The sequence below is a fragment of the Amycolatopsis sp. NPDC003861 genome (assembly GCF_053605405.1).
The window spans coordinates 13,655-40,184 of the sequence record NZ_JBSGJD010000062.1 but is presented as its reverse complement, the minus strand read 5'-3'; the positions used below and the strand labels follow the sequence as shown (position 1 = coordinate 40,184).

At 71.5% G+C, this 26,530-nt stretch carries 27 protein-coding genes; 12 read left to right on the top strand and 15 right to left on the bottom strand.

What is annotated here, in order from left to right:
• On the bottom strand, window positions 1-183 hold a 183-nt coding region (locus ACWEVN_RS17885; protein WP_452051950.1), incomplete at its 3' end, for a hypothetical protein.
• Between the two features lie 141 nt (window positions 184-324).
• On the opposite strand from ACWEVN_RS17885, the gene kstR reads away from it, so the two are divergent.
• Window positions 325-951 carry a cholesterol catabolism transcriptional regulator KstR gene (gene kstR / locus ACWEVN_RS17880; RefSeq protein WP_103342918.1) on the top strand — a complete coding sequence of 209 codons (627 nt, stop codon included), beginning with the start codon at window positions 325-327 and terminating at the stop codon, window positions 949-951.
• A gap of 208 nt (window positions 952-1,159) precedes the next feature.
• On the opposite strand, the gene ACWEVN_RS17875 is transcribed toward kstR, so the two are convergent.
• Window positions 1,160-1,990: an LLM class F420-dependent oxidoreductase gene (locus ACWEVN_RS17875; RefSeq protein WP_449683143.1), complete on the bottom strand. Its 831-nt coding sequence runs from the start codon at window positions 1,988-1,990 to the stop codon at window positions 1,160-1,162.
• Between the two features lie 77 nt (window positions 1,991-2,067).
• Between ACWEVN_RS17875 and ACWEVN_RS17870 the strand changes: the two genes are divergently transcribed.
• Together ACWEVN_RS17870 and ACWEVN_RS17865 are read left to right on the top strand one after the other, a co-directional pair.
• Window positions 2,068-2,757, top strand: coding sequence for a class I SAM-dependent methyltransferase (locus ACWEVN_RS17870; RefSeq protein WP_452051949.1), 690 nt, complete (start codon window positions 2,068-2,070; stop codon window positions 2,755-2,757).
• A gap of 34 nt (window positions 2,758-2,791) precedes the next feature.
• A complete protein-coding gene (locus ACWEVN_RS17865; protein ID WP_449683145.1) occupies window positions 2,792-3,166 on the top strand; it encodes a CPCC family cysteine-rich protein in 375 nt (124 codons plus the stop codon).
• On the opposite strand, the gene icmF is transcribed toward ACWEVN_RS17865, so the two are convergent.
• Window positions 3,163-6,396, bottom strand: coding sequence for a fused isobutyryl-CoA mutase/GTPase IcmF (icmF, locus tag ACWEVN_RS17860; protein ID WP_452051948.1), 3,234 nt, complete (start codon window positions 6,394-6,396; stop codon window positions 3,163-3,165). The two genes, ACWEVN_RS17865 and icmF, sit on opposite strands and share 4 nt — an antisense overlap.
• A 138-nt stretch (window positions 6,397-6,534) precedes the next feature.
• Here icmF and ACWEVN_RS17855 point away from each other — a divergent pair, with 138 nt between their 5' ends.
• The 4 genes from ACWEVN_RS17855 (at window position 6,535) to ACWEVN_RS17840 (ending at window position 8,904) form a co-directional block, all read left to right on the top strand.
• Window positions 6,535-6,861 (top strand): ArsR/SmtB family transcription factor, encoded by a 327-nt coding sequence (locus ACWEVN_RS17855; RefSeq protein WP_310974788.1) that lies wholly within the window; start codon window positions 6,535-6,537, stop codon window positions 6,859-6,861.
• Window positions 6,854-7,294, top strand: coding sequence for an SRPBCC domain-containing protein (locus tag ACWEVN_RS17850; protein WP_449683147.1), 441 nt, complete (start codon window positions 6,854-6,856; stop codon window positions 7,292-7,294). The genes ACWEVN_RS17855 and ACWEVN_RS17850 overlap by 8 nt, the downstream gene beginning before the upstream one ends.
• Complete coding sequence (locus ACWEVN_RS17845) at window positions 7,291-7,941, top strand: DUF899 domain-containing protein (protein WP_452051947.1); 651 nt, start codon at window positions 7,291-7,293, stop codon at window positions 7,939-7,941. The genes ACWEVN_RS17850 and ACWEVN_RS17845 overlap by 4 nt, the downstream gene beginning before the upstream one ends.
• A 402-nt stretch (window positions 7,942-8,343) precedes the next feature.
• Entirely contained in the window at window positions 8,344-8,904 is a 561-nt protein-coding gene (locus ACWEVN_RS17840) for a dihydrofolate reductase family protein (RefSeq protein ID WP_452051946.1), read from the top strand.
• 40 nt (window positions 8,905-8,944) lie between these two features.
• On the opposite strand, the gene ACWEVN_RS17835 is transcribed toward ACWEVN_RS17840, so the two are convergent.
• Genes ACWEVN_RS17835 through ACWEVN_RS17820 form a run of 4 tightly spaced genes read right to left on the bottom strand, consistent with a single transcriptional unit; the run spans window position 8,945 to window position 14,654 of the window.
• Entirely contained in the window at window positions 8,945-9,556 is a 612-nt protein-coding gene (locus ACWEVN_RS17835; RefSeq protein WP_033261921.1) for a GTP-binding protein, read from the bottom strand.
• Complete coding sequence (locus ACWEVN_RS17830; RefSeq protein ID WP_449683150.1) at window positions 9,537-10,253, bottom strand: DUF742 domain-containing protein; 717 nt, start codon at window positions 10,251-10,253, stop codon at window positions 9,537-9,539. The genes ACWEVN_RS17835 and ACWEVN_RS17830 overlap by 20 nt, the downstream gene beginning before the upstream one ends.
• Before the next feature lie 7 nt (window positions 10,254-10,260).
• Complete coding sequence (locus ACWEVN_RS17825; RefSeq protein WP_004561253.1) at window positions 10,261-10,713, bottom strand: roadblock/LC7 domain-containing protein; 453 nt, start codon at window positions 10,711-10,713, stop codon at window positions 10,261-10,263.
• Window positions 10,710-14,654: a nitrate- and nitrite sensing domain-containing protein gene (locus tag ACWEVN_RS17820; RefSeq protein WP_452051952.1), complete on the bottom strand. Its 3,945-nt coding sequence runs from the start codon at window positions 14,652-14,654 to the stop codon at window positions 10,710-10,712. Before ACWEVN_RS17820 ends, ACWEVN_RS17825 begins: the two co-directional genes overlap by 4 nt.
• Before the next feature lie 1,006 nt (window positions 14,655-15,660).
• Between ACWEVN_RS17820 and ACWEVN_RS17815 the strand changes: the two genes are divergently transcribed.
• Both ACWEVN_RS17815 and ACWEVN_RS17810 read left to right on the top strand, forming a co-directional pair.
• On the top strand, window positions 15,661-16,098 hold the full coding sequence (locus tag ACWEVN_RS17815) for a DUF485 domain-containing protein (RefSeq protein WP_449683151.1): 438 nt from the start codon (window positions 15,661-15,663) through the stop codon (window positions 16,096-16,098).
• A complete protein-coding gene (locus ACWEVN_RS17810; protein ID WP_449683152.1) occupies window positions 16,095-17,687 on the top strand; it encodes a solute symporter family protein in 1,593 nt (530 codons plus the stop codon). The genes ACWEVN_RS17815 and ACWEVN_RS17810 overlap by 4 nt, the downstream gene beginning before the upstream one ends.
• 18 nt (window positions 17,688-17,705) lie before the next feature.
• On the opposite strand, the gene ACWEVN_RS17805 is transcribed toward ACWEVN_RS17810, so the two are convergent.
• Complete coding sequence (locus ACWEVN_RS17805; protein WP_310974780.1) at window positions 17,706-18,269, bottom strand: TetR/AcrR family transcriptional regulator; 564 nt, start codon at window positions 18,267-18,269, stop codon at window positions 17,706-17,708.
• Window positions 18,270-18,404: 135 nt separating this feature from the next.
• Between ACWEVN_RS17805 and ACWEVN_RS17800 the strand changes: the two genes are divergently transcribed.
• On the top strand, window positions 18,405-19,829 hold the full coding sequence (locus tag ACWEVN_RS17800; RefSeq protein ID WP_449683153.1) for an MFS transporter: 1,425 nt from the start codon (window positions 18,405-18,407) through the stop codon (window positions 19,827-19,829).
• Here the strand turns inward: ACWEVN_RS17800 and ACWEVN_RS17795 are convergent.
• From ACWEVN_RS17795 to ACWEVN_RS17775, 5 genes are all read right to left on the bottom strand, one after another.
• Window positions 19,807-20,148, bottom strand: a complete 342-nt coding sequence (locus ACWEVN_RS17795) for a DUF3817 domain-containing protein (RefSeq protein ID WP_043783479.1) — start codon at window positions 20,146-20,148, stop codon at window positions 19,807-19,809. The two genes, ACWEVN_RS17800 and ACWEVN_RS17795, sit on opposite strands and share 23 nt — an antisense overlap.
• An 11-nt stretch (window positions 20,149-20,159) precedes the next feature.
• Window positions 20,160-20,552, bottom strand: a complete 393-nt coding sequence (locus ACWEVN_RS17790) for a hypothetical protein (RefSeq protein ID WP_449683154.1) — start codon at window positions 20,550-20,552, stop codon at window positions 20,160-20,162.
• Between the two features lie 64 nt (window positions 20,553-20,616).
• The gene (locus ACWEVN_RS17785) at window positions 20,617-21,525 is read right to left on the bottom strand and encodes a lytic transglycosylase domain-containing protein (protein ID WP_449683155.1); all 909 of its coding nucleotides are present in this window, start codon (window positions 21,523-21,525) and stop codon (window positions 20,617-20,619) included.
• Between the two features lie 123 nt (window positions 21,526-21,648).
• A complete protein-coding gene (locus ACWEVN_RS17780) occupies window positions 21,649-22,131 on the bottom strand; it encodes a hypothetical protein (RefSeq protein WP_013224355.1) in 483 nt (160 codons plus the stop codon).
• Between the two features lie 360 nt (window positions 22,132-22,491).
• Window positions 22,492-22,659, bottom strand: a complete 168-nt coding sequence (locus ACWEVN_RS17775) for a hypothetical protein (RefSeq protein WP_014466828.1) — start codon at window positions 22,657-22,659, stop codon at window positions 22,492-22,494.
• Window positions 22,660-22,760: 101 nt separating this feature from the next.
• On the opposite strand from ACWEVN_RS17775, the gene ACWEVN_RS17770 reads away from it, so the two are divergent.
• Both ACWEVN_RS17770 and ACWEVN_RS17765 read left to right on the top strand, forming a co-directional pair.
• Window positions 22,761-23,534 (top strand): crotonase/enoyl-CoA hydratase family protein, encoded by a 774-nt coding sequence (locus tag ACWEVN_RS17770; RefSeq protein WP_452051945.1) that lies wholly within the window; start codon window positions 22,761-22,763, stop codon window positions 23,532-23,534.
• Between the two features lie 151 nt (window positions 23,535-23,685).
• Window positions 23,686-24,216 (top strand): GNAT family N-acetyltransferase, encoded by a 531-nt coding sequence (locus tag ACWEVN_RS17765; protein WP_452051944.1) that lies wholly within the window; start codon window positions 23,686-23,688, stop codon window positions 24,214-24,216.
• Here ACWEVN_RS17765 and ACWEVN_RS17760 read toward each other — a convergent pair.
• Window positions 24,213-25,349: a CaiB/BaiF CoA transferase family protein gene (locus ACWEVN_RS17760; RefSeq protein WP_452051943.1), complete on the bottom strand. Its 1,137-nt coding sequence runs from the start codon at window positions 25,347-25,349 to the stop codon at window positions 24,213-24,215. The two genes, ACWEVN_RS17765 and ACWEVN_RS17760, sit on opposite strands and share 4 nt — an antisense overlap.
• Before the next feature lie 13 nt (window positions 25,350-25,362).
• Window positions 25,363-26,514 carry an acyl-CoA dehydrogenase family protein gene (locus ACWEVN_RS17755; RefSeq protein ID WP_452051942.1) on the bottom strand — a complete coding sequence of 384 codons (1,152 nt, stop codon included), beginning with the start codon at window positions 26,512-26,514 and terminating at the stop codon, window positions 25,363-25,365.
• Window positions 26,515-26,530 lie beyond the last annotated feature (16 nt).

Below are 26,530 nucleotides of genomic sequence, written 5' to 3'. Positions count from 1 at the left end.
GGCCCCGCCGGCCGCCGCGGGCAGCGCGACACCGAGCAGGCCGAGCGCGGCGAAGCCGGCCGGGATGCCCGCGCCGGAGCCGGTCTCCGCGGCGCGCACCGCCTCCCGCGGGTGGTGCGCCGCGGACCAGGCGCGGATCGCCTCGGCCAGCGCGGCCTGTTCCTCGGTGAGCGCGACCGGCATGGGGCCTCCTCGCGGGATCGGCAAACTACTCGCGAGTGTAGAACGTGTTATAGTTTTTCGGCCAGTGGGTCAATTGTCGCGAGGTTCGCCAGGACAGGTAATCTACGTCGTGAACTGGAACAAGTTCCGAAGGACGGGGGAATGCCGATGCCAGGCAAGACCAAGGCCCGCGGCAACGGCCTGAGCGCGATCGGGGCCGACGAACTCGGCTCGGCCGCCCAGCGCGACCGCCGCCGCCGGATCATCGACGCCACCCTCGCGCTCGCGTCGAAGGGCGGCTACGACGCCGTCCAGATGCGGGCCGTCGCCGAGAAGGCCGACGTCGCCCTCGGCACGCTCTACCGGTACTTCCCCTCGAAGATCCACCTGCTCGTCTCCGGCCTGGCCCGCGAGTTCGAGCGCGCGCAGGAGAAGCTGGAGCGCCAGGCCATCCCCGGCGACACGCCCGCCGAGCGGCTGATGTTCGTGCTCGGCCGCAACACGCGCATGATGCAGCGCGACCCGCACCTGACCGAGGCGATGGTGCGCGCGTTCATGTTCGCCGACACCTCCGCCGCGGCCGAGGTCGAGCAGGTCGGGCGGCTGATGGAGAACATGTTCGCCAAGGCGATGGGCATCGCCGAGCCGGCCGAGGCGGACCGCGACATCTTCCACGTCGTCGCGGACGTCTGGATGGCGAACCTGGTCGCCTGGGTGACCCGCCGCGCGTCGGCGGCCGACGTCGCGAACCGCCTCGAACTGTCGGTGCACCTGCTATTGGACAAGTGATCCCGGTCGCGGCGGTCGCCGAAGCGCACCGCCGGCGAGCACCGGCGAGCTCTGCTGCAGCACTCCGTCCGCCTGGAGGACGCCTGGGCCCGGGTCCGCGACCGGGACCAGCCCGTCGACTACCGCGACGGCAAGCCGGCCAGCACGGGACGGACCGCCGGCGACGGCCTCGCCGGCGACCTCCCGGAGCTGGGCCCGTGGCCGGGCGTCAGCGGTGGGCGGCGGCCACCTCCGCCAGCTCGTCGAGCGCCTTGAGCGTCTCCGCCTCCGGCAGCGTGTCCAGCAGGAACGTGTACCGCTCGACGCCGGCCTCGCGGAAGCCGTCGATCACCTTCGGCGTCGTCGGGCCGCCGAAGACCGCGAACTGGACGTCCTCGCGGCCCTGGTCCGCCAGCCAGCCGCGGACGCGCTGGGCCTCCTGGTACTTCGTGTAGCCGCGCAGGAGCCAGCCGTCGCCGTACTTGGCCAGGCGGTTCAGGGCGGCTTCGCTCTCGCCGCCGATGTAGATCGGGACGTGCGGTTTCTGCACCGGCTTCGGCCAGCTGAAGATCGGGTCGAGGTCGACGTGCTCGCCGTGGAACTCGGCTTCGTCCTTCGTCCAGATCTCCTTGAGCGCGGCCAGCTGCTCGTCGATCAGCGCGCCGCGCGTCTTCGGGTCCGTGCCGTGGTTGCGCATCTCCTCCCGGTTCCAGCCGACGCCGACGCCGAACAGCGCGCGGCCGTCGGAGATCAGGTCCAGCGACGCGACCTCCTTGGCCGTGTGGATCAGGTCGCGCTGGATCAGCAGGGCGATCCCGGTGCCGAGCAGCAGCTCCGACGTCGCGGTCGCCGCGGCGGTCAGCGCCACGAAGGGGTCGAGGGTGCGGTAATAGACGCGCGGCAGGTCGCCCCCGCCCGGGTACGGGGTTTCCCGGCTCACCGGGATGTGCGAGTGCTCGGCGAGGAACAGCGAGTCGAAGCCGCGTTCTTCGAGGGCGGCACCGAGGACGTCGGGGCGGATGCCCTCGTCGGTCACGAACGTCGAGATCCCGAATTTCATGTCTCCAGGACTACCACCGGGTTGACAGCGGGTGCAGGATGAAGTGATCTCATCATACGTTGAATAAAGGGGTGGCCATGGACGTACAGGACGTCGACTTCGAAGAGCTGTACCAAGGCTCGACGCCGATGGGCCGCAAGATGCCGTGGGACCTCGGCGCGCCCCAGCCGGCGGTCGTCGCGCTGGCCGACGCCGGCGAGTTCACCGGCGAAGTGCTCGACATCGGGTGCGGCCTGGGCGACAACTCCGCGTTCCTCGCCTCGCGCGGCCTGCGGGTCACCGGCCTCGACGGCGCTCCTTCGGCGATCGAGCAGGCCCGCAAGCGCGCGCCGGGCGTCACGTTCGCGGTGGCCGACGCGACCGAGCTCCAAGGCTACGAAGGCCGGTTCGACACGGTCCTCGACAGCGCGTTGTACCACTGCCTGAGCGAGGACGAGCGGCGCGCGTACCTCGCGGCGCTGACCCGCGCGACGCGGCCGGGCGCGACGCTGCACCTGTTCGCTTTCTCGCCGGAGATCCCGGACGGCTTCCCGGCGCCGTACCTGATCAGCGAGGCCGACCTGCGGGAGACGGTCGGTCGCGATTGGACGATCGAGCGCCTCGAGCCGACCCTGTACACGACGTCGATGACGCCGGAGGAGCTGCGGGAGAGCGTCCGGGTGGTGCTGGACCAGGACCCCGGCCGGCTGGCGCGGCTGGGTACCGACGCCGACGGTCGGGTCCTGGTCCCGGTGTGGCAGCTGAAGGCGGTCCGCCGATCGAGTTGACCCGCGACGGCCGGGGTGTCCAGAGTGATCACTCGTGGACACCCCGGCCGAATACCCGTGCCCGTGCTGCGGGCACCGCACGTTCGAAAGACCTTCCGGCAGCTACGACATCTGCCCGGTGTGCTTCTGGGAGGACGACGACCTCCAGCTGCGGTGGCCGGACCTGCCGGGCGGCGCGAACTCCCTGTCGCTGATCGATGCCCAGCGCGCCTACGCCGAGATGGGCGCGATGGAGTACCGCTTCACCGGGATCGTGCGCGCGGCCGCCCCGGACGAACCGCTCGACGAGGGCTGGCGGCCCATCGACCCCGCCGTCGACCACTTCGAGCCCCAGGGCGTCGCCCTGGCGCCGTGGCCGACCGCCCCCGGAACGCTCTACTGGTGGCGGCCGACCTTCTGGCGCCGCTAGACGTTCCGCCGGTACTGGCCACCCACCTCGAAGAACGCTTCCGTGATCTGGCCCAGCGAGCACACCCGCGCGGCGTCCATCAGCACCCCGAACAGGTTGCCGCCGCGGGTGGCCGCCTCGCGCAGGGCCTTCAACGCCTGCTCGGCGTCCTCGTGGTTGCGGCGCTGGAAGTCCGCGAGGCGGTCGAGCTGGGACTTCTTCTCGTCCTCGGTCGCCCGCGCCAGTTCCACCTCGACCTCGTCCTCCCCCGAACGCGGGTTGCGGAACGTGTTGACGCCGATGATCGGCAGCGAGCCGTCGTGCTTCTTGCGCTCGTAGAGAATCGACTCGTCCTGGATCTTGCCGCGCTGGTAGCCCGTCTCCATCGCGCCCAGCACGCCGCCGCGCTCGGAAATGCGGTCGAACTCGGCCAGCACGGCCTCCTCGACCAGGTCGGTCAGCTCGTCGATGACGAACGAACCCTGCAGCGGGTTCTCGTTCTTCGACAGGCCCCACTCCTTGTTGATGATCATCTGGATGGCCATCGCGCGGCGCACCGACGACTCCGACGGCGTCGTGATCGCCTCGTCGAACGCGTTGGTGTGCAAGGAGTTCGCGTTGTCGTACAGCGCGCACAGCGCCTGCAGCGTCGTGCGGATGTCGTTGAAGCTCATCTCCTGCGCGTGCAGCGACCGGCCGGACGTCTGCACGTGGTACTTCAGCTTCTGCGAGCGCTCGTTCGCGCCGTAGCGCTCGCGCATCGCCACCGCCCAGATCCGGCGCGCCACCCGGCCGAGCACCGAGTACTCCGCGTCCATGCCGTTGGAGAAGAAGAACGACAGGTTCGGCGCGAAGTCGTCGATGTCCATGCCGCGCGCGAGGTACGACTCGACGTAGGTGTAGACGTTGGACAGCGTGAACGCCAGCTGCGAGATCGGGTTCGCCCCGGCCTCGGCGATGTGGTAGCCCGAAATCGACACCGAGTAGAAGTTGCGGACGCCGTGGTCGATGAACCACTCCTGGATGTCGGCCATCATCCGGAGGCTGAACTCGGTGGAGAAGATGCAGGTGTTCTGACCCTGGTCCTCCTTGAGGATGTCGGCCTGCACCGTGCCGCGGACGTTCTTCAGCACCCACTCGCGCAGCTCGGCGGCCTCGGCGTCGGACGGCTCGCGCCCGTGCTCGGCCCGGAACGCCTCGACCTTCTGGTCGATCGCGGTGTTGAGGAAGAACGCGAGGATCGTCGGCGCCGGGCCGTTGATGGTCATCGACACCGACGTGTTCGGCGCGGTCAGGTCGAAGCCGTCGTAGAGGACCTTCATGTCGTCGAGGGTCGCGATGGACACGCCCGACGTGCCGACCTTGCCGTAGATGTCGGGACGCGTGCCGGGGTCGTGGCCGTAGAGCGTCACGGAGTCGAACGCCGTCGAGAGCCGCTTGGCTTCCGAGTCGGCCGACAGCAGCTTGAAGCGGCGGTTGGTGCGGAAGGCGTCACCCTCGCCGGCGAACATCCGCGCCGGGTCCTCGCCGTCCCGCTTGAACGGGAAAACGCCCGCGGTGTAGGGGAAGTAGCCCGGCAGGTTCTCGCGGCGCAGGAACGACAGCAGCTCGCCGGACTCGGCGTACCGCGGCAGGGCGACGCGCGGGATCCGGTTGCCCGACAGCGTGTCGCGCCACAGCTGCGTGCGCAGCTCCTTGTCGCGGATCTTGACGACCAGCTCGTCCTGGCGGTACTCCTCGGCCAGCTCGCGGAACCGCGCGAGGAGCTTTGCCGACTCGCCGTCCACATCGGACTCGGCGGCGGCGAGGAGGCCGTCCAGCGCGTCGGCCGACGCGTCCACCTTCGCCAATTCCGCACGCGCGGTCGAGAGGGCCTCGTGCTTGCGGATCGCCGCGACCTGCGCTTGCGTCTTCGCGTGGTAGCCGCGCACGGTCTCGGAGATCTCGGCCAGGTACCGGGCCCGGTTGCCCGGGATGATCGTCGACGCGTCGGTCGAAACCTTGCCCTCGACCAGCGGCAGCGTGCCCGCGGACACGCCGAGGCCCCGCTCGGCGAGCAGCCCGCGCAGGTGCTGGTAGAGCGCGGTGACGCCGTCGTCGTTGAACTTCGCCGCGCTCGTGCCGTACACCGGCATGTCCTCCGGGCCTTCCGAGAAGGCCTCGCGGTTGCGCACGAGCTGGCGCGCGACGTCGCGGCGGGCGTCCTCGGCGCCGCGGCGCTCGAACTTGTTGATCGCGACGACGTCGGCGAAGTCGAGCATGTCGATCTTCTCCAGCTGCGACGCGGCGCCGAACTCCGGCGTCATCACGTACAGCGACTCGTCCACGAAGTCGACGATGCCGGCGTCGCCCTGGCCGATGCCCGGCGTCTCGACGATCACCAGGTCGAAGCCGGCGGCCTTGCAGGCCAGGATCGACTCGCTGAGGCCGGCCGGGATCTCCCCCGACGTCGTGCGCGTGGCCAGCGAGCGGAAGTACACCGGGGAGCCGTCGAGGCAGTTCATCCGGATGCGGTCGCCGAGCAGCGCGCCGCCGCCCTTGCGCCGCGACGGGTCGACGGCGAGCACCGCGATCCGCAGCTTGTCCTCCTGGTCGAGGCGGAAGCGGCGGATCAGCTCGTCGGTGAGCGACGACTTGCCCGAGCCGCCGGTGCCGGTGATGCCGAGCACCGGGACCTCGCGCTTGCCCGCGGCCTCGGTGATGCCGCTCAGCAGGTCACCCGGCAGCTTCTCGGCCTGCAGCTGGGTGATGGCCCGCGAAAGCGCGGCGACGTCCCCGGAGAGCACCTTGTCCAGCGCGGGCGCTTCGGCCGCGAGGTCGACGTCGCAGGCCTTGATCATCATGTTGATCATGCCCGGCAGGCCCATCTCGTAGCCGTCTTCGGGCGAGAAGATGCGGGCGACGCCGCGCGAGTGGAGCAGCTCGATCTCCTCGCGCACGATCACCCCGCCCCCGCCGCCGAAGACCTTGATGTGGCCCGCGCCGCGCTCGCGGAGGAGTTCGACCAGGTAGGAGAAGTACTCGACGTGCCCGCCCTGGTAGGCGGAGATGGCGACCCCCTGGACGTCCTCGGCGATGGCCGCGGTGGCGACCTCGTCGACCGACCGGTTGTGGCCGAGGTGGACCACCTCCGCGCCCTGGGACTGCAGGATCCGCCGCATGATGTTGATCGACGCGTCGTGGCCGTCGAAGAGGCTCGACGCGGTCACGAAGCGGACGGGGTGCCCGGGGCGGTACAGCTCGCTGCTCATCCCTCCAAAATACTTTGGCTTCCTACTATTGGAAACCCGAGGACCAGTGACGCGGCTCTCACGGCACCCCGCGAGAAGCTTGACTTCCGCGAGCTCGGGCCTATATTTAACGAGTCCGTTAATTAACAGGATGGTGAAATGACCGACACGCTGAGCCGGACGTTCTCGGCTCTCGCCGATCCGACCCGGCGCGCCATCCTCGCGCGCCTCTCGGCCGGCGAGGCGACGGTGAACGAGCTCGCCGAGCCGCTCCCGATGACCCTGCCCGCGGTGTCCCGGCACCTCAAGGTGCTCGAGGAGGCCGGGCTGATCACCCGGGGCCGCACCCGTCAGTGGCGGCCCTGTCGCCTGGAGGCCAAACCTCTGGAGGACGTGGCCGACTGGGTCGCGACCTACCGCCGGTTCTGGGAGGGCGGGTTCGACCGCCTCGAGGACCACCTGAGGAGGCTGACCGGCGATGCCTGACCTCACCATCACGCGCGTGTTCGACGCCCCGCGCGAGCTGGTCTTCGCCGCGTGGACCGACCCGGACCAGCTGGCGAGCTGGCTCGGCCCGCACGGCTACACCGGCTCCGCCGTCACCCTCGCCACCCGGCCGGGCGGCGCCTGGCGGGCGTGCATCCGCTCCCCCGAGGGCGACGAGCACTGGATGCACGGCGTCTACCGCGAGATCACCGCCCCCGAGCGGCTCGTGTTCACCTTCGCCTGGGACACCGAAGGCGACCTGCGCACCGAGACGCTCGTGACGATCGGCTTCGCCGACCTCGGCGGCAAGACCGAGATGACGTTCGTCCAGGCCGGCTTCCCGACCACCGCCGACCGCGACGGCCACGACGAGGGCTGGACCTCCAGCTTCGAGGACCTGACCGGCTTCATCCGCAGAAAGGACGCCCGATGACCGCCACCCTGCCCCGGATCGTCTCGCCGGAGGACTGGCAGACCGCGCGCGACGCGCTGCTCGTCAAGGAGAAGGAGCTCATGAAGGCGGCGGACCGCCTCGCCGCCGAACGCCGGCGGCTGCCGATGGTGCCCTTCACCAAGCCGTACGCGTTCGAGTCGGCGTCGGGGGAGCAGAGCCTGCTCGACCTGTTCGACGGGCGCCGTCAGCTGATCGTCTACCACTTCATGCTGCACCCGGGCGACGAGGCAGGCTGCCCCGGCTGCTCACTGGTCGTCGACAACCTGCCGCACCTGGCCCACCTGCACGCCCGCGACGTGACGCTGAAGGTCGTGGCGCCGGCGACCCTGGCGGAGATCGAGCGGTACCAGACCCGGATGGGCTGGGACGTGCCGTGGGTGTCCGCGCACGGCAGCGACTTCACCGAGGACTGCGGCGTCGGACGGGGCTTCGGCGTGAGCGTGTTCCTGCGTGATGGCGACGAGGTGTACCGGACGTACTTCACCAGCGGCCGGGGCGGCGAGATGTTCCTCGCGTCGCACCGGTACCTGGATGTGACGCCGCTCGGCCGCCAGGAGGCCTGGGAGGAGGAGAGCCGCGGCGACGACGGCCCCGGCTCCTGGTGGCGGCGCCACGACGAGTACTGAAGCGCTCGGACGGCGAGCCACTTCCAGCCCGGGTTGGCCTTGGGGGAAGTGGGTGCTCCGGAGGACCGAACCGGGCAGCGGGGCGCCGCCGCGACCAAGCCGGGCGACGCGGGAAGCTCGAACCGGGCGGCGGGGCCCGTCGCGGCGACGCCGCCTCCTGGTGGCGGCACGACGACTACTGAAGGACTCGGATCGCGAGCCGCTTTCGGCCCGCGTTGCTCGCGGTGACCTGGGGGAAGTGGGTGATCCGGAGAACCAACCCCGGCAGCGGGGCGTCACCGCGCAGGCGACCAAGCTCGAAGAGGCACCGCCACGACGGGAATCAAAAACTTCCGCGCCCGTGTCCGGTCCGCGTCCGCGACTCCGACCTCCTCCCGTCAGACCCACCAGGAGGAGAGGGAAATGCGCGAGATCGTCTACATGGTCCACACTTCGCTCGACGGCTGCGTCGAGGGCCCGAACGGCGAGTTCGACTGGCCCGTCATGGGCCCCGAGCTGTCCGCCTACTCGCGGGGGCTGAGCTCGCGCTGCGGTGAGTTCGCCTACGGGCGGAAGGTCTGGGACATGATGTCCGCGCACTGGCCGGCCGCCGAGTCGATCTCGGACGACCCGCACGACCTCGCCTTCGCGCCCGTATGGCGGGAGACGCCGAAGGTCGTCTTCTCGCGGACGCTGGAGAAGGCGGACTGGAACACCCGGGTCGTCGGCGGCGACCTCACCGAAGCGGTCGGGTCCCTGAAGGCCGAGCCCGGCGGGGACCTGCTGCTCATGGGCGGCGCGGACCTCGCCGCCGAGCTCACCGCGCGTGGCCTGATCGACGAGTACCAGATCTTCGTGCACCCGGTCGTTCTCGGCGGCGGCAAGCGGCCGTTCGCCGAGAGCACCGCGCGGCTCGGCCTCACCCTGGCGCAGTCGCGCATGTTCGACGACGAGGTCGTGCTGCTGCGCTACCGCCGCGCGTGAGCGGCGCCGGGCCCGGGCACTCACCCGGGCCCCGCCGGCCTCAGCGCGCGTTGGCCGCCCGCAGCGCGATCCACTGCCGCATGGCGTACTCGACCAGCGTGATCAGCGTCTGTTTGGTCGACTCGCGGTCCCGGGCGTCACAGCGGACGATCGGGATGTTCGGGTCGATCGACAGGGCCTCGCGGACGTCGTTGATGTCGTGCTCCAGCACGCCGTCGAACGTGTTGATGCCGACGATGTACGGCAGCCCGCGGTCCTCGAAGAAGTCGATCGGCGCGAACGAGTCGGCCAGCCGGCGCGTGTCGGCCAGCACCACCGCGCCGATGGCGCCGCGGACCAGGTCGTCCCACATGAACCAGAACCGCTGCTGCCCGGGCGTGCCGAACAGGTAGAGGATCAGGTCCGCGTCCAGCGACACGCGGCCGAAGTCCATCGCCACCGTCGTCGTCGACTTGCCCGGCGTGTGGTCGAGGTTGTCGACGCCCACGCTGGCGTCGGTCATCATCGCCTCGGTGGTCAGCGGCACGATCTCCGACACCGACCCGACGAAGGTCGTCTTCCCCGCGCCGAAGCCGCCGGCCACCACGATCTTGGCCGATGTCATGGTCGGGGGCGCGGTGTCCCGCGGTGCCTTATAGCCGACGGAGTCCACTCAAAACCCTTTCCATCAACACCAGATGTGCCTCGGCGCCGTCATTGCCCGTAATCGTCTTGTGCACCGTGACCAGCCCCGCGTCGGCCGCGTCGCTGATCAGCACCCGGGCCACCCCCAGAGGCACCCGCAGCGCCGAAACGATCTCGGCGACCGAACGGGGGGTCCGGCACTCTTCCATGATCGAGATGCACTCGATCTGCTCCGCGGCCACTTCGGGGAAGCCACCGGTGGCAGCGTAGTCCTTCGCAGAGATCAGTGTCTCCAGCTCCAGGGCGTAATTGGCCTTGGTGCGGCCGCCGGTCAGCGCGTAGGGCCGGACGATGGCCGTCAGTTCCTCGGGCGCGGGCGGCTGCTCGAACACCGCGGGCATGACGAATTCGCCGCTCGGCGGCCCGGGATCGAACAAACCGCCTGGTCTGGGGCTGTCCCCGTCGGTACTGCCGGGTGGCGAGACTAAAGAGGTCACACGATCTCCTTGGTCGGCCGACGGCGCGGACGCCGGCGGATCCGCGGCCGCGTGCGCACCGGCGGCCGGGGGTTGCGGGGACTCCTTGCTCTTTTTGCGCTTCCGGCGGGCACGGCCGGAATCCAGCGTGAACCCGTTGAGGACGTCGGCGAACGTGCCGTCGTCCCCACGCCCGGCGGGGCTGCGCCCGTCGGGTGGTTCGCCGTTGAATCCGGACCCCGTGCTCATCGCGCCATCATCCCACCGGTTCGCCGATCAGCGACCCCCCGGAGCCCTGAAGCTGGGCGCGCAGCTCCGGGGTGAGGATCTGGCCGACGCGGTCGACGAGCATGGTCATCTCGTAGGCGACCTGGCCGATGTCGCAGTTGGGGGCGGCGAGGACGGCGAGGCAGGACCCGTCGCTGATCGACATCAGCACCATGATCCCGAGCTCCATCTCGACGACGGTCTCGTTGACCGCGCCGGCTTCGAAGCACCGGGCGGCGCCCTGGGTGAGGCTGACCAGGCCGGACGCGACGGCGGCGAGCTGATCGGCCCGGTCGAGCGGGAGCCGGTTCGACGCGGTCAGCAGCAAGCCGTCCGCCGAGACGACCACGGCGTGGGCCACGCCGGGCACCCGCTCCGCGAAGTCGTTGACCAGCCAGCCGAACTGGTTCTGCGTCGGCTGAGCGCTACTCGGCGAGGTCATTCACCCTCCAAGGTCTCGTGGTTGTTCTCGGCCGCCTGTGCGGTGCGGTGGCGTCCGCGCTCGATGCCCTGCTGGAAGCTCCGCAGGCGGCCGCGCACGTCGTGTGCGTCCCGTTGTGGTCGGGGGGCCGTGGCCCCGGTGGACGGTCCGGCGCTGCCCGGAAGCAGCTGCTCCCCGCGACGGCGCCGGGGCAATCCTGCCGAAGTGAAGGTGGAGGGTGTCGACTGGGACACCGCTTGCACCGCGCGCCAGCCGTCATCGGTGCCGAAGTTCCACTCGGCGGTGGCTTCGACGGCGGTCTCTTCGTGGCGCGGAGCGGGGGTCTCCGGCGCCTTCCGGCTGGGCAGCGAGGCGGGCGGAACGGCGGGACGGCCGTTGGCGACCGGCAGCTGCCCGGACTCCTGGAAGACGCCGGGGTGCCGGTTGCCGGGCTGCGGGAGGGGAACGGACCGCTGCGGGAGCGCACCCGGCTTCGCGGGCCGGCTCGGCTGCGGGAGGGCCGGCTTGGGGGTGGGTTGCGGCAGGGGGCCCGAGGTCGCCGGCGGCTCTTCGGTGGGCGGCTGGGTGCCGGTCGCGAAGATGTCGCCTTGCAGTCTCGGTTCCGGCGCCCCGGCCGACGGTGCTGCGGCGGCCGGCGGTGTCGCGGGCCGGCCCGGCTGCGGGGCGGTTTGACCGGCGGCGCCGGGCTGGCCCGCGTCGGTTGAGTTCGCCGCTGAGTCGGGAACTGGCTGCCCGACCGCCTCCGGAGCCTGCGCGGAACCTGCCACCTGCTGGTCCGGCCCGGCCTCCGGCTGCGCCGACCCCGCACCCAGCCCGGCCGCCGGCGCCGAACCTTCCGCGGCCGCCGAACCGGCCACCTGCTGGCCCGACCCGGCCACCTGCTGCGCCGAACCCTGCGCGGCCGCCGAACCCGCCGCCTGCTGGCCCGGCCCGGCCACCTGCTGCACCGAACCCGCACCCAGCCCGGCCGCCTGCTGCGCCGACCCCGCACCCTGCTCAACCTCGGGCTGCGGCTGTCCGCCAGGCGCCGCGGGCTGGACACCCGCGGCCTCCGCTGCGTCCTGGGCCGTGCCGAGGCCCGGCACCGGCGAGCCCTCCGCCGGCTGCTGCTGCACCGGGCCGCGCTGGCCGATGCCGGGGCGCTGGGCCGCGGCCTGGCGGCGGCCGCGGGTCACGCCCTGCTGGAAGCTGCTCAACCGGCCGCGGACGTCGGCCGGGTCGCGGACCGGGAGGTCCGGGCGGGGGGCCGGCTTGGGGGTGGCCGCCGGGGACTGCGGCGTTGCACTTCCCGGGAGCAGCTGCTCGCCGCGGCGGCGGCGCGGGAGGCCAGCTTCCGTGAACGCCGTCGGCTCGGCCTTCGTGCGCTCCTGGACCGTGCGGAAGTTCTCGTCGCTCGCGAAGTCCCAGCTGCGGCGCTCCTCCGGCGGCACGTCCTCCGACGCAGCCGCCGCCGGTTCCTCCTCCGCGGGCGGCTTGTCCTCGCGGAACCAGGCCGACAGCATCTCGTCGAAGATCGGCGTCGTCTCGGACCGGTCCGTAACCGGGGCCGGGGCGGGCGGGGGCGGTTCCGAGCCCGCCGTCGCCTCCTGCCACCAGTCGCTGAGCGTCGTCTCGTTGGCCGTGAACAGGTCCTTGCCCGCCGGCAGGTCGTCGGCCCGGGGCGGCTGCGGCGGCAGCGGCAGCACCGCGGGCACCGGCGGGAGGGCCGGGCGCTGCGGCGGGACGTCGCCGTCCTTCTCGATCGGGGCGAACAGGGCCGTCCCGGAGATCTCCAGGTCCGACGGCGGCCGCCCGCCGGACAGCCCGGCGAGGTCGCTCGCCGACGGCCACCGCTCCTCGCCCATCGCCGGCTGCTGCGGGACCACCGGCCGCGGGCGGTTCGCGCCGTTGACCGGGCGGCGCGGCAGCTGGTTGCCCGCCGCCGGGCTCGCCGGGTGCTGCTGCAGGGCGCCGATCGGGCCGGTCACCGGGCCGTCGGTCACCGGCATCACCAGCTCCGCCGGGACGACGACGGTGGCGCGGACGCCGACGATGTCCTTGCCGCCGTGCAGCGACACCCCGATCCGGTGCCTGCTGGCCAGCCGGCCGACGACGAACAGGCCCATCCGGCGCGACGTCACCAGGTCGACCGACCCGGCCTCGGTCAGCCGGGTGTTGGCCTCGGCGACCTCGGCCTCGTTCATACCGATGCCCTTGTCGAGGATGTCGATCTCGAGCGAGCCGTTCTCGCCCAGCCGCGAGGCCACGGTGACCGAGGTTTCCGGCGCGGAGAACGCCGTGGCGTTGTCCAGCAGCTCGGCGACCAGGCGCATCAGGTCGCTCGCCGCGTAGCCGACGATCCGGGCCGGGGGCGGCGGCTGCACCTGGACGCGCTGGTACTGCTCGATCTCCGACACCGCCGCGCGCAGCATGTCGGTGGTGCCGACCGGCTTCCCGGACCGGCGGCCCGGCTCGGCGCCGGAGAGCACCATCAGGTTCTCGTTGTTGCGCCGCATCCGGGTGGCGAGGTGGTCGAGCTGGAACAGTGTCGCCAGCTGGTCGGCGTCCTCCTCGTCCCGCTCGAGCTGCTCGATCAGCTGCAGCTGCCGCTGCACCAGGCTCTGGCTGCGCCGCGACAGGTTGACGAACACACTGCCGTAGCCGGTGCGCATCGCGGCCTGCTCGGTCGCCAGCCGCAGCGCCTGGTGGTGCACCTTGTCGAAGGCCCGCGCCACCTCGCCGACCTCGTCGTCGGTGTGCACCGGGACCGGCCGGACGTCGGTGCCCTGCGCGCGGCCCTCCTGGATGTTGCGGACCGCTTCCGGCAGCGCCGTCTCGGCGACGTCGAGGGCGCTGCGGCGCAGCACCTTCAGCGAGCGCAGCAGCTGCCGGGTGATGAGGAAGACGACCGCGACGGCCAGCACCATCGCGGCGAACAGCAGCACCGCGAGCAGCCCGGCGCCGCTGCTGGCCTGGTCGACCAGGTCCGCCGCGGTCTGCGAGGCCGACCCGCCGAGCCGGTCGGAGATCGAGCCGATCTGCGTGCGCATCGCCGCCGACGCGGTGGTCCAGTCCGCGGCCGGCAGCGCGCGGAACGCGTCGTCCACCTGGCCGCTCTGCGCGTTCAGCACCGTCTCGACCATCCGGGCCCGGTTCTGCGCCTGGGTGCCCTCGGCGATCGCCGCGAAGTCGCGCTGCAGCGTGTCGCCCGCCGCGGAACGGAAGTCGACGAGCCGGTCGGCCAGCCGCAGCTCGGCGGCGCGCAGGGTGGCCAGTTCGCTCGGCGTCAGCCCGACCCGGCCGATGCCGTAGGAGACGAGCGCCTGGCTGAGCGACACCTGCTCGCCGGCGACCAGCAGTTCGTGCAGCCCGGCGGGCAGGCCGCCGAGGGTGCCGTCGCCGGCGCCCGCGGTGGCCGCGGTGTCGAGGCTGATCAGCGACCCGGTGAGCGCGGAGTACGCCGTGATGGCCTGGCCGGGGTCGAGCTGGCCGCCGTCGACCTGGCGGCGCAGAAAGGCGAGGTTGCCGACCTGGGCGGACGCCGTGCCCGCGGCCCCGGAGACACCGGGCTCGGCTTCGGACGCGCGGGCCTGCTCCGCGGTGAACGGGCCGGTCGCGGCGTCGGTCGCCTTGCGCGCGGCGGCCAGTTCGGGGGTGCCGCCGACGGTGCCCTCGGTCAGCATCGCCGCGGTGACCGTGCGCTCCTGCTGGAGGGCGGCGGTCAGGCTGCGCACCCCGCCGCCGAGCGCGACGAGCCGGTCGAGCCGCTGGTACTCGTCCGAGCGGCCGACCTGCGCGGCGATCGTCGCGACGCCCAGGACGAGCGCGAGGACGATGGGCACGACCGTGACGGCCGAAAGCTTGACGGGCAGGCTCCAGTCGCGCCACTGCACCAGCGCGCGCCACACGGCCTTGCCCTTCGACCGCCGGGGCGCTCGGCCGAGCAGTTCCCCGACGGGCACCTGACCTTCTCCTGCAACGGTCACGTGAGTGACTCCCTGTCCGGCGTCATGGATCCGCGTCGGCGGCGCGGCGTCCCGGATCGCGACGGGCGTCCGGCCGGCCGTGCCGCCCCTGCCCTGCCGCTTCCCCGGCGCCCTCGCTCGTCCCCGGCCGCCCCGCCGTCCGCGCGCCCGTCACCGGGCCGGCACCGCATCCCGTGCCCGGGACTCTGCACGTGCATGTCGCAAGTTGCGTTGTGCACGGTGATCGAGATCAACTTTATCGGTGCCAATCGATCGCTGCGGTCAGCTGGGCCAAAGAATCGTACCCCCGGAGTCCTGCCGGTCAATTGTGTTCCCCGTTCGGGCGCTGACCTGCGAAAAGTGCTTTCACGACCGACCACCGGCGTGGACATTCCGTGCCACCGTTCCCCGAAGAGGGAATTCCGGTTACCGGACTGTGGGCCCCTCGCATCCGGCCGTCACCCGATTAGCCCAGGCAGGGTAGCAGCATCCCTCGGTCGATCTACACTGCGTACCACCAACGGGTGGGTCAAGTCTCAAGATGTGCCCGATGTTGTGGCGTTGCGCGTTCCCCGGCCCCGACCTGGTGATTTCTTTCGGAACCCTACGCTGACCAGTGGATCTTCGCCGCCGCTCCCACATCGGAAGACACCCGCGAGCAGGATCAAGCCCGCGATCCGGCTACTTTCAGTGACCAGCTCGGCGAGACGACCAGCGTCATTCCCCCGTTTGCCGCAGTCCGCTAGGTCCTCGACAACGTCCCGTCACAATTCTTTTCGGCATTGCGGACGTTCTCCGCGGTGCGTTCTCCCCGGTCACCCATTCGACGCGATCGAGAGGAAAACGAATACCGCCGTCCGGACCGACCGGACGGTCCGGGCGCCTTCACCTACCGCCGGATGGCGTAGTTACGATGTGCCCTCGCAGTCCGCAAGGGCGGCCCGGCGCCCTGCTCGCAGGCGCCCGGGGCCCGCCGCCACGGAGGCACCTGCCGGAGGCACCCATGTACGACGTAGCGCGGCCCACGCCGGGCAACGCCCTCGAGGAGACGAGCCGGATCCCGGTCCTGCCCGCCGGGCCCGACCCCGCCGGGGGCCTGCCCCGCCGGTCCGCCGCCCCCTCGGGCCCCGACTACACCGCGATCCAGGCCAGCCCCGAGTTCGTCTCGCTGCGCCGCCGGTTCCGCTGGTTCGTCTTCCCGCTGAGCTTCGCCTTCTTCGCCTGGTACATGACGTACGTGCTGCTGGCCGCGTACGCGCACGACTTCATGAGCCGCAAGGTGTTCGGCCAGGTCAACGTGGCCATCCTGCTCGGCCTCGGCCAGTTCGTCAGCACCGCGCTGATCACCTGGCTCTACCTGCGCTACGCGCGCCGCCGGCTCGACCCTCGAGTCGCCGAACTGCGGGCCCGCGCGGGCCTGGCGGAAGGGAAGCGCCGATGACCGCGCTCGCGGCGGGCGGCCTGACCGCCAGCGACCCCGTCGTCAACACGGTGGTGTTCGCCCTCTTCGTGGCGATCACGCTGTACGTCGTCTACCGGGCCGGCAGCCGGAACTCCTCGACGTCGGACTACTACGCCGCCGGCAGCGCCTTCACCGGCCGCCAGAACGGCATCGCGCTCTCCGGCGACTTCCTCTCGGCGGCGTCGTTCCTCGGCATCGCGGGCGCGATCGCCGTCCACGGCTACGACGGCTTCCTCTACTCCATCGGCTTCCTGGTCGCCTGGCTGGTCGACCTGCTGCTGATCGCCGAGCTGCTGCGCAACACCGGCCGGTTCACGATGGGCGACGTCATCAGCTTCCGGATGAACCAGCGCCCGGTCCGGGCCGCGGCGGCGACGTCGACGCTGGTGATCTCGCTGTTCTACATGCTGGCGCAGATGGCGGGCGCCGGCGGCCTGGTCGCCCTGCTGCTCGACATCCACACCCGGCTCGGGCAGGCGCTGGTGATCGGCGTGGTCGGCCTGGTCATGGTCGTCTACGTGCTGGTCGGCGGCATGAAGGGCACCACGTGGGTGCAGATCATCAAGGCCGGCGTGCTGATGCTCGCCGTGGTGCTGATGGCGGTGTTCCTGTTCGGCAAGTACGGCTTCGACTTCTCGAACCTGCTGTCGGCCGCAACCGAGAAGAGCCCGCTGGGCGAGCACCTGCTCGAACCGGGCGGCTCCTACGGCAAGGACGACACCACCAAGCTCGACTTCGTGTCGCTCGCGCTGGCCCTGGTGCTCGGCCTGTCTTCGCTCCCCCACCTCTTGATGCGCTTCTACACCGTGCCGAACTCCCTGGAAGCGCGCCGCTCGGTCGTCTGGGCGACGGTCTGCATGCTCATCTTCTACGTCTGCACGCTGGTGATCGGCTTCGGCGCGGCCGCGCTGGTCGGCTCGGACGAGATCAAGAGCGCCCCGGGCGGGGAGAACTCGGCGGCACCGCTGCTCGCCCTGCACATCGGCGGGACGCTGCTGCTGGGCGTGATCGCCGCGGTGGCGTTCGCGACGATCCTCGCGGTGGTGGCCGGGCTGACGATCACCGCGTCGGCCTCGTTCGCCCACGACGTCTACGCGAACATCTTCAAGCGCGGCAAGGCCGAACCGGCCGACGAGGTCCGGGTGGCCCGGATGACCGCGATCGCGGTCGGCGCGCTGGCCATCGTCGGCGGGGTGCTGGCGAACGGGCAGAACGTCGCGTTCCTGGTGGCGCTGGCGTTCGCGGTGGCAGCGTCGGCCAACCTCTCGACACTGCTGTATTCGTTGTTCTGGAAGAGGTTCAACACCGCCGGCACGCTGTGGGGCATGTACGGCGGCCTGATCGCGTGCCTGCTGCTGGTGCTGTTCTCGCCGGTCGTTTCGGGTGCCCCGGACTCGATCTTCAAGGGCATTGACTTCGCCTGGTTCCCGCTGAAGAACCCGGGCCTGGTGTCGATCCCGTTCTCGTTCCTCTGCGGCTTCGTCGGGACGCTGGTGGGCCGGCCGAAGGCGGACGCGGAGAAGCAGGCGGAGATGGAAGTCCGGTCGATGACCGGCATCGGCAGCTGATCCCGGGGACGGCCTGCGTCAGGCGCGCAGGCCGTCCAGGATCACGTTCAGCACGCGCTTGCCGTCCTCCGGGCTGCAGTTGCGCACCGCCATCCCGGCGCCGTGGCCGAGCCGCAGGACGTCCGCGCCGACGACGTCCGGGCGGACCAGCCCGGCCTCCTGCGCGGCTTCGACGAGCACTCCGGTCGCTTCGCGAAGCCGCTTCTGGCAGTACTGGAAGGTCTCCGAGCCGGAGTCGATGGACTCCTTGAGGATCGTCGCCAGCTTGTGCCGCTCGACGACCCAGGTCACCTGGGCGAGCAGCCACGCTTCCAGCGCCTCCCACGGCGGCAGCTCGTCGTGCAGGACGAAGGCGCGGTCGGCGAGCACCGTGATCTCCTCGCGGTAGACCGCTTCGAACAGCTTCTCCCGGGTCGGGAAGTGCCGGTAGAGGGTGCCCGCGCCGACGCCGGCCTTCTTGGCGACGTCGTCCAGCGGCACGTCGGCGCCGTGGGTGGTGAAGAGGTCCTTCGCCGTCGCGACGATGCGCTCGTAGTTGCGTCGCGCGTCCGCCCGCATCGGACGCTCACCCGCCTCGGGCATCCCGGCCTCCTCGCCACTTAACCGGAGAGATTCTCCGAATTCACTTGCGCATCCGGAGACGCTCTCCATATTATCGGATCGCACCCAAGTGGAGAACCTCTCCGCTTCTTCTCTTACTCCTTGGGGGAGTATCCCTTGTCGCACCAGACGCTCGACCGCGCGCCCACGCCGGCGCCGCCCCGGCACCGCGGGCTGGTCCTCGCGATCATCCTGACCTGCCAGCTCATGCTCGTCCTCGATGCGACGGTGATCAACGTCGCGCTCCCGCGCATCCAGGCCGACCTCGGCTTCACCCCCACCGGCCTGTCCTGGGTGATGACGGCCTACAGCCTGGTCTTCGGCGGCCTGCTGCTGCTCGGCGGCCGGGCCGGTGACCTGTTCGGACGGCGGCGGATGTTCGTCGCGGGCACCGCCGTTTTCACGGTGGCCTCGCTGGCCGGCGGCCTCGCCGACTCGGCCGCGCTGCTCATCGCCGCCCGCGCGCTGCAGGGCGTCGGCGCCGCCATGGCCGGTCCGAGCACCCTGGCGCTGATCACGACGACGTTCACCGAAGCCAAGGCCCGCGTCCGCGCGCTGGCGCTGTTCTCGGCGATGTCGAGCGGCGGCTTCGCGATCGGCCTGATCGTCGGCGGCCTGCTGACGGAGTGGATCTCGTGGCGCGCGGCGCTGTTCATCAACGTCCCGTTCGGACTGGCGATCGCCCTGCTCGCCCCGCGGTTCGTGGCCGAACCCGAACGCCGTCGCGCCCCCCTGGACCTGCCGGGCGCGGTCACCGGCACCCTCGGCGTCGGGGCGCTGGTGTTCGCCTTCACCCACGCCGCGTCCGACGGCTGGGGCAACGCGGTGACGCTCGGCTCGCTCGCCGGCGGCCTGGCCCTGCTCGCCGGGTTCGTCGCCATCGAAGCCCGCACGGCCACGCCGCTGGTCCCGCTGCGGCTGTTCGCCGACCGCAACCGCAGCGCGGCCTACGTGAACTTCTTCCTCGGCCCGATGGCGATGATGTCGATGTTCTTCTTCCTGACGCAGTTCATGCAGGACATCCGGCACTACGCCGCGCTGGCCACCGGGTTCGCGTTCCTCCCGATGGCGGCGCTGATCTTCACGATGAGCCGGCTCGTGCCGCGGCTGCTCCCCCGCTACGGGCCGAAGCCGCTGACGATCACCGGATCCCTGCTGATCGTCGCCGGCGTCGGCTGGCTCGCCCTGCTCACCACCGGGAGCGCGTACTTCCCGGCGCTGCTGGGCCCGCTGCTACTGGTGGGGCTCGGCGTCGGGCTGGCGTTCGCGCCGCTGAACGTGATCGTGATGGCCACCGTGCCGGCCGAGGACGCGGGCGCCGCGGGCGGCGTGCTGCAGACGATGCAGCAGGTCGGCAGCACGCTCGGGCTGGGCATCCTGATCACGGTGTTCGGCTCGGTCACCCGCTCGGCGGGCACGACCGGAGCTCAGCTCACGGTCGACGGCATGACGGCGGCGTTCGCGACGGCCGCCCTGGTCGCGGCCGGCTCGGTGCTGGTGGCGCTGACGTTCCGCCGGGTTACAGCTTCTGCCCGGCCTTGACCTTGTGCGTCACCCGGCGCTCGACGAGGAACGAGACGAACGGGACGCAGCCGGCCAGCAGCACGAGCACGGTGCCCTTGATCGACCAGCGGGCCTTGATCGCCAGGTCGATGGTGAGCACCAGGTAGATCATGTAGAGGACGCCGTGGATCGGCGAGTAGACCGCGGACGGCGTCGGGTTGTCGAAGCCGTAGCGCAGCACCATGACGAAGCACAGGCCGAGCAGGCCGACACCGGTGACGTAGGCGGCGGTGCGGAACCGGGCCAGGGGGCCGGCGAGCGGCACGGCTGTCCGGGCGCCTTCGGTGCTGGTGGTCATCGGGGTCGTCCTCACTCTGCGGTCTGCCCGTCGCGAGCATGCAGCTCGCGAAGGTAACGGTTGTACGCGGCCAGCTCCTCGTCCTCGTCCGTGAGCTTGGTGTCCGGGCGGGGACGCGGAGCGGGCACCTCGGGTTTCACCGCGGCCTTCGGCGTCTCGTCCGCGGTGCCGTCGGCTTCGGCCTTCAGCCGGAGCCGGCGGATCCGCCAGAACATGAAGGCGGGGAAGAGCCCGAACAGCGGCCACTGCAGGACGTAGCCGAGGTTCTGGAAGGTGCCGTTCGCCGACGTGAAGCGGTCCCACTGCCACCAGGCGAGCCCGCAGCAGACGAGCAGGCTCACCAGGCAGGCCGCGACGATCGCGATCCGGCGTCCCCAGGGGGAGGCGGTCTCGGAGGCTGGCACGCTTCGACGCTAGCACTGGCCTGCTGAGAGACGACGCGCGGTCGCGGACGAGGTGGCCGGGCTCTCAGCCCTGCTTGCGCGCCGCCTGAGCGGCCTTCGCGTACCCGTCCGCCAGCCCGAACACCTTCTGCGCGTACTCCGTCGAGTTGTTGTACGACAGGATCCCCGCCCACCACCCGCTCGGAGCGGCCATGTCCCGCCCGCCCGCGCACAGGTACCGCGCCGCGGCCAGGGCGGCATCGTCGATCTGCTGGGGGTCGCCGAGGCCGTCGCCGTTGCCGTCCGAGGCCCACTTGCGCCACGTTCCGGGGATGAACTGCATCGGGCCCACCGCCCGGTCGACCCCGGCGTCGCCGTCGTAGCGGCCGCCGTCGGTGTCGCCGATGGCCTGGACGCCCGCCGAGCCGTCGAGCGGGACGCCGATGATCGGCTTGGACGGGCGGCCGTCCCCGCCGAGGACCGCGCCCGCGTACTGGCCGTGGTTGGACTCGATGCGGCCGATGCCCGCGAGCGTGGCCCACGAGATCTTGCAGCCCGGCTGGTCCGCGCGCAGCGCCAGCTCGGCGTTGCCGTACGCCTGCAGGGCCCGCGCCGGGACGCCGGTGGCCGCCGCGACCTGGGCCGCCCACTGGGAAAGCGTGGCCGGGCCCGTGCTCTGCGCCTGCTGGGGCGACGTCTGCTGCTCGGCCCCGCCCGCCACCGCACCACCGGCCGGGGCGACCGAGCCCGGGCGGACGTCGGCCGCCTTGATCTGCAACGCGGGGATTTCGGTGGTGGTCGGGCTCGCCTCGGGCGTCGAGGCGCGGGTCACCAGCCAGATCCCGCCGCCGGCCACGGCCAGCACGGCGAGGACCACGAGCAGCCGGGTGAGCACGGCCACGCCCGGAGAGCGCGGTGCCGGTGGGGCGGGAACGGCTTCCTCGGCATCAGCGCCGATCGGGTCGTCCTCGGTCTTTCCGGTCCTGGTGCGCACGAAACTCCGGTCCTCCAGCGTGATGTCGACGAACTGTCAACGAGCCCGCGCAGGTTAGCGTTACGCGGGCCGTCGCCATCGTCTCACCACGCCGGGTCACCCGGCCGGGTGGAAAACGTCTCGTCAGGCGGATTTCTGCTGCCGCGCGAGGCGCGCGACGCACCAGGCCGGGGCGCTGCCGCGGCGCAGGTGCTGCAGGACGGTCATCGGCCCGAGCCGTCGGCTCAGGTCGGACGGCGCGAGACCGGCCGCCCGGTAGTCGAGGGCCCGCTGGTCGAGCGGGCTGATGCCGGCGTCCCACCACTCCTCGGCCTCGGCGACGCCGCCGACCATCTGCCACCAGCCCGCGGCGGCGGTGAGGAGTTCTTCGGGCACCTCCGGCAGCCGGCTGCGCATCGCGGCGAGGTAGCCGGGGTCGGCCGACTCCACCGGGACGAACCGCGACTGCCCGGTCCGGGCGCGCTGGCCGGGGATGCCCGGGGCCTGCGCGGGTGCGTCGGCCAGCCACGCGGAAGCGATGCGGTCGACCTCCTGCTCCTCGGGAGTCCTCTCGCGCTCGGCGGCCCACTGCCGGATCAACGCGTCCACTCCGGGATCTCCGGTCATCCCTGCCTCCTTGTAGGTCCCCGACGGACAGGCCCTGACACCTGTCCCACGCGGTGGTGCCGCACGCACCAACCTGCACCTTGCTGAGTGGAAACTGCCTGCGTACCGGGGTTCTCCGGGGGGATGGCGAACCACCCGATCACGCAATGTGAGCACCGTAGGGCCGGGGTGGTCGTCTTCGCCAGACCCCGGGTGGTACGAATTCGACGACCTGCGCGTTTTCGGCCGCAATCCACCCGGATGGTCGAGTGTTCGAGTCCGAAATCCGAGATTGGTGACACTGGGTGATTTACCGTCCGTTAACACGCACGGTAGTCACCGGCACCGCCCGTGGCGGCCCCGGTACCGAGGAGTAGCAGGTCAGGAGAAGAGCGCCCGGAAGAACGTGACGATCGCTTCGGCGCCGTCCTTGAGCCAGCCGAGCACGCGGTGCACGAAGTCGGCGGACTGGGTGGGCTGGGTGATCAGGAGGAAGAGCACGAGCGCGACCACGCCCACGATGAGGATCTTCTTGACGCCGCCCGACATGCGCTTCCTCCCCGGCTCGCCGTCCCCGTCCTGGGAGTGGCCACCCCAATACTGTAGGGAAGGCGTGCGTGGAAGACACCTCGATCACCCCGGGAGCGGCGATGTCTCCGAATGTGCTGGTGCAGCGGGACGGCCCGGTGACGACGATCACCATCGACCGCCCGGCGGCGCGCAACGCCGTCGACGGGCCCACGGCGGCGGAGCTGGCCGGCGCCTTCCGCGCGTTCGACGCCGACCCGGACGCGGCAGTCGCGGTGCTGACCGGAGCCGGCGGCGCGTTCTGCGCGGGAGCCGATCTCAAGGCGATCGGCACCGACCGGATGAACCGCACTCACCCGGACGGGGACGGCCCGATGGGACCGACCCGGATGACCCTCGGCAAGCCGGTGATCGCGGCGGTGCACGGGCCGGCCGTCGCGGGCGGGCTCGAGCTGGCGCTGTGGTGCGACCTGCGGGTCGCGGACGCGACGGCGGTGTTCGGCGTGTTCTGCCGCCGCTGGGGCGTCCCGCTGATCGACGGCGGGACGGTCCGCCTGCCGCGCCTGATCGGCCAGTCCCGCGCGATGGACCTGATCCTGACGGGCCGGCCGGTCGACGCGTCGGAAGCCTTCGAGATCGGCCTGGCCAACCGGCTGGTCCCCGCGGGCGACGCGGTGACGGCGGCGCAGCAGCTGGCCCACCGGCTGGCGGCGTTCCCCCAGGCCTGCCTGCGCGGCGACCGCCGTTCGGCACTGGCCCAGTGGGGCGAGTCCGAACCGGACGCGCTGGCAGCCGAGTTCGCCACGGCGATGGGCCCGGGCACCCTGGCAGCGGAGGCGGTCGAGGGCGCGGCCCGCTTCGCCGGCGGCGAAGGCCGCCACGGCACCTTCACGTGACCCGGCGGGCATCACGGGTGATGCCCCCGCGGATCACGGGTGGTGCCTCTTGCCGCGGGCGGTGGCTCCGGGTGACCGGGGGTGCTTCGACCGGGCGATGCGGGCGGCTCGGGCTTGCCGGTTCCGGTCAAGCGGCCGATAAGGTCGCCGGATGGATGACGACGGGGCCGGGGTCGAGCTGCGGCCGGTGGCCGAAAGCGACCTCGGGCTGCTGGAACAGCTGACCAACGATCCCGTCGCCGCCGGGGAGCACCAGTGGTTCGGCTGGCACGATCCCGGCTACCTGCGCCGCCGGTGGCTGGAGACCGGGATGCTCACCGCCGAGACCGGGATGCTCGTGCCGACGCTCGGCGGCCGCGTCCTCGGGCTCGTCTCCTGGCACCGGACCCGCACCGGGCCGACGTCCTACTGCTGGAACATGGGCCTCGTCCTGGCGCGGGAAGCACGCGGCCACGGCTACGGCACCGAGGCCCAGCGCCTGCTCGTCGACTACCTCTTCGCCCACACCCAGCTCAACCGGGTCGAAGCGACGACCGAGACCGGCAACCGCGCCGAACAGCGCTCGCTCGAGAAAGCCGGCTTCACCCGCGAAGGCGTGCTTCGCGGCTACGGCTTCCGGGACGGCGAGTGGCGCGACCACGTCATCTACGCGGTCGTGCGCTCCGACCTGGCGAAGAACTAGGCGATCACCCCCGCCGCACGCAGGGCGTCCAGGTCGGTGACGCCCAGCTCGGCGAGCACGGCTTCGGTGTCGGATCCCTTGGCGCGCGGGGCTTCCGGCGTCGACGGCGGGGTCCGGTCGAACCGCGGGGCCGGCGCCGGCTGGACCATGCCGCCGATCTCGACGAACGTGCCGCGCGCCGCGTTGTGCGGGTGCGACGCCGCTTCCGACGGCGACAGCACCGGTGTGAGGCACGCGTCGGTGCCGGACGCGCGCGCCACGAGCTCGTCGCGCGTGTGCTTGGCGATCGCGCCCGCGACGATCTCGCGCAGCCGCGGCCACTGCGTCTTGTCGATGTGCAGCGGCAGTTCCGCCGGGTCCAGCTCCAGGACCTTGACCAGCTCGCCCCAGAACCGCATCTCGATCGCGCCGACGGCGACGTACTTGCCGTCCGCGGTCTCGTACGTGTCGTAGAAGGGCGCGCCGCCGTCGAGCATGTTCTCGCCACGCTCCTCCGACCAGAGCCCGGCCGCCTTGATGCCGTGCAGGCTGGTGGTGAGCAGCGCCGCGCCGTCGACCATCGACGCGTCGACGACCTGGCCGCGGCCGGACGTGTTCCGCTCGTACAGCGCGGCCAGGACACCCATCGCCAGCAGCAGGCCACCGCCGCCGAAGTCGCCGACGAGGTTGAGCGGCGGCACCGGCCGCTCGCCCGCGCGCCCGATCGGCTCCAGCGCACCGGCGATGCCGATGTAGTTGATGTCGTGCCCGGCCGCCGTGGCCAGCGGCCCGTCCTGACCCCAGCCGGTCATCCGGCCGTAGACCAGCCGCGGGTTCCGGGCGTGCACGACGTCGGGGCCGAGCCCGATGCGTTCGGCGACACCGGGCCGGAAGCCCTCGATGAGGACGTCGGCCGTGTCGCACAGCTTCAGCACCAGCGCGACGCCTTCGGGCGTCTTGGTGTTGATGCCGACGGACCGGCGGCCGCGGGCGAGCGGATCGGTGCCGATGCCGAGCACGTCCTCCCCCGGCTGCGCGCGGTCGACGCGGACGACGTCGGCGCCGAGGTCGGCGAGGATCATCGTGGCGAAGGGCCCGGGCGCGAGACCCGCGAGCTCCACCACCTTCAGGCCGCCGAGCGGACCTGCCTTCATGAGCGGGACCCTTTCAGAGCGAGCGGGAGATGATTTCCTTCATGATTTCGCTGGTGCCGCCGAAGATCCGGGAGATCCGGACGTCGGCCCAGGCACGCGCGATCGGGTACTCGGTCATGTAGCCGTAGCCGCCGAAGAGCTGCACGCAGTCGTCGATCACCTTGTTGACGCGCTCGGTGGTCCACAGCTTCGCCATCGCCGCGCCCTGGACGTCCAGTTCACCGCGCAGGTGGCGTTCGATGCACTGGTCGAGGAACGCGCGCGCCACCGCGGCCTCGGTCGCCGCCTCGGCGAGGGTGAACTTGGTGTTCTGGAAGGAGAAGATCGGCCGGCCGAACGCGGTGCGCTCCTTGGTGTACTCGAGCGTGAGGTCGACCGCCGCCTCCAGCCCGGCCACCGCGGTGACGGCGATGATCAGCCGTTCCTGGGGCAGCTGCAGCATCAGCTGGAAGAAGCCCTGGCCCTCGGCGTCGCCGAGCAGGTTGGCGGCCGGCACGCGGACGTCGTCGAAGAACAGCTCCGCGGTGTCCTGGCCCTTGAGGCCCACCTTGTCGAGGACGCGGCCGCGGCGGAAGCCCGGCGTGTCCGTCTCGACCACGATCAGCGAGACGCCCTGCGCGCCCGCGTCCGGGTCGGTCTTCACCGCGACGACGACGAGGTCGGCGTGCAGGCCGTTGGTGATGAAGGTCTTGGCGCCGTTGATGACGTAGTGGTCGCCGTCGCGGACCGCGCGCGTCTTGATGCCCTGCAGGTCGGAGCCGGTGCCGGGCTCGGTCATCGCGATCGCGCCGACCATCTCGCCGCTGGCCAGCTTCGGCAGCCACTCGCGCTTCTTCTCGTCCGAGGCGTAGGCGAGCAGGTAGTGCGCGACGATTCCGTTGTGGACGGTGACGCCCCACGCGCTGTCCCCGGCCCGCGCCTGCTCTTCGTAGAGGACGGCTTCGTGCGCGAAGGTGCCGCCACCGCCGCCGTACTCCTCGGGGATGGACAGGCAGAGCAGGCCGACCTCGCCCGCTTTCGTCCAGAGCTCGCGGTCGACCTTCTTCTCCGCCGCCCAGCGCTCCTGGTGCGGGACGGCTTCCTTCTGCAGGAAGGACCGCGCGAGTTCGCGGAGGTCGTCGAGCTCGGTCGTGCTCCACGAGCTCTTCGGCAGTTGCAGTGGCACGGGACCCTCCTGCTGG

Coding starts and splice junctions, on each gene's coding strand:
- kstR (WP_103342918.1), top strand. CDS start 325: ATGCCGATGCCAGGCAAGACCAAGGCCCGCGGCAACGGCCTGAGCGCG.
- ACWEVN_RS17875 (WP_449683143.1), bottom strand. CDS start 1,990: ATGAAATTCGGGATCTCGACGTTCGTGACCGACGAGGGCATCCGCCCC.
- ACWEVN_RS17870 (WP_452051949.1), top strand. CDS start 2,068: ATGGACGTACAGGACGTCGACTTCGAAGAGCTGTACCAAGGCTCGACG.
- icmF (WP_452051948.1), bottom strand. CDS start 6,396: ATGAGCAGCGAGCTGTACCGCCCCGGGCACCCCGTCCGCTTCGTGACC.
- ACWEVN_RS17855 (WP_310974788.1), top strand. CDS start 6,535: ATGACCGACACGCTGAGCCGGACGTTCTCGGCTCTCGCCGATCCGACC.
- ACWEVN_RS17850 (WP_449683147.1), top strand. CDS start 6,854: ATGCCTGACCTCACCATCACGCGCGTGTTCGACGCCCCGCGCGAGCTG.
- ACWEVN_RS17845 (WP_452051947.1), top strand. CDS start 7,291: ATGACCGCCACCCTGCCCCGGATCGTCTCGCCGGAGGACTGGCAGACC.
- ACWEVN_RS17840 (WP_452051946.1), top strand. CDS start 8,344: ATGCGCGAGATCGTCTACATGGTCCACACTTCGCTCGACGGCTGCGTC.
- ACWEVN_RS17830 (WP_449683150.1), bottom strand. CDS start 10,253: ATGAGCACGGGGTCCGGATTCAACGGCGAACCACCCGACGGGCGCAGC.
- ACWEVN_RS17825 (WP_004561253.1), bottom strand. CDS start 10,713: ATGACCTCGCCGAGTAGCGCTCAGCCGACGCAGAACCAGTTCGGCTGG.
- ACWEVN_RS17815 (WP_449683151.1), top strand. CDS start 15,661: ATGTACGACGTAGCGCGGCCCACGCCGGGCAACGCCCTCGAGGAGACG.
- ACWEVN_RS17810 (WP_449683152.1), top strand. CDS start 16,095: ATGACCGCGCTCGCGGCGGGCGGCCTGACCGCCAGCGACCCCGTCGTC.
- ACWEVN_RS17805 (WP_310974780.1), bottom strand. CDS start 18,269: ATGCCCGAGGCGGGTGAGCGTCCGATGCGGGCGGACGCGCGACGCAAC.
- ACWEVN_RS17795 (WP_043783479.1), bottom strand. CDS start 20,148: ATGACCACCAGCACCGAAGGCGCCCGGACAGCCGTGCCGCTCGCCGGC.
- ACWEVN_RS17780 (WP_013224355.1), bottom strand. CDS start 22,131: ATGACCGGAGATCCCGGAGTGGACGCGTTGATCCGGCAGTGGGCCGCC.
- ACWEVN_RS17775 (WP_014466828.1), bottom strand. CDS start 22,659: ATGTCGGGCGGCGTCAAGAAGATCCTCATCGTGGGCGTGGTCGCGCTC.
- ACWEVN_RS17770 (WP_452051945.1), top strand. CDS start 22,761: ATGTCTCCGAATGTGCTGGTGCAGCGGGACGGCCCGGTGACGACGATC.
- ACWEVN_RS17765 (WP_452051944.1), top strand. CDS start 23,686: ATGGATGACGACGGGGCCGGGGTCGAGCTGCGGCCGGTGGCCGAAAGC.
- ACWEVN_RS17760 (WP_452051943.1), bottom strand. CDS start 25,349: ATGAAGGCAGGTCCGCTCGGCGGCCTGAAGGTGGTGGAGCTCGCGGGT.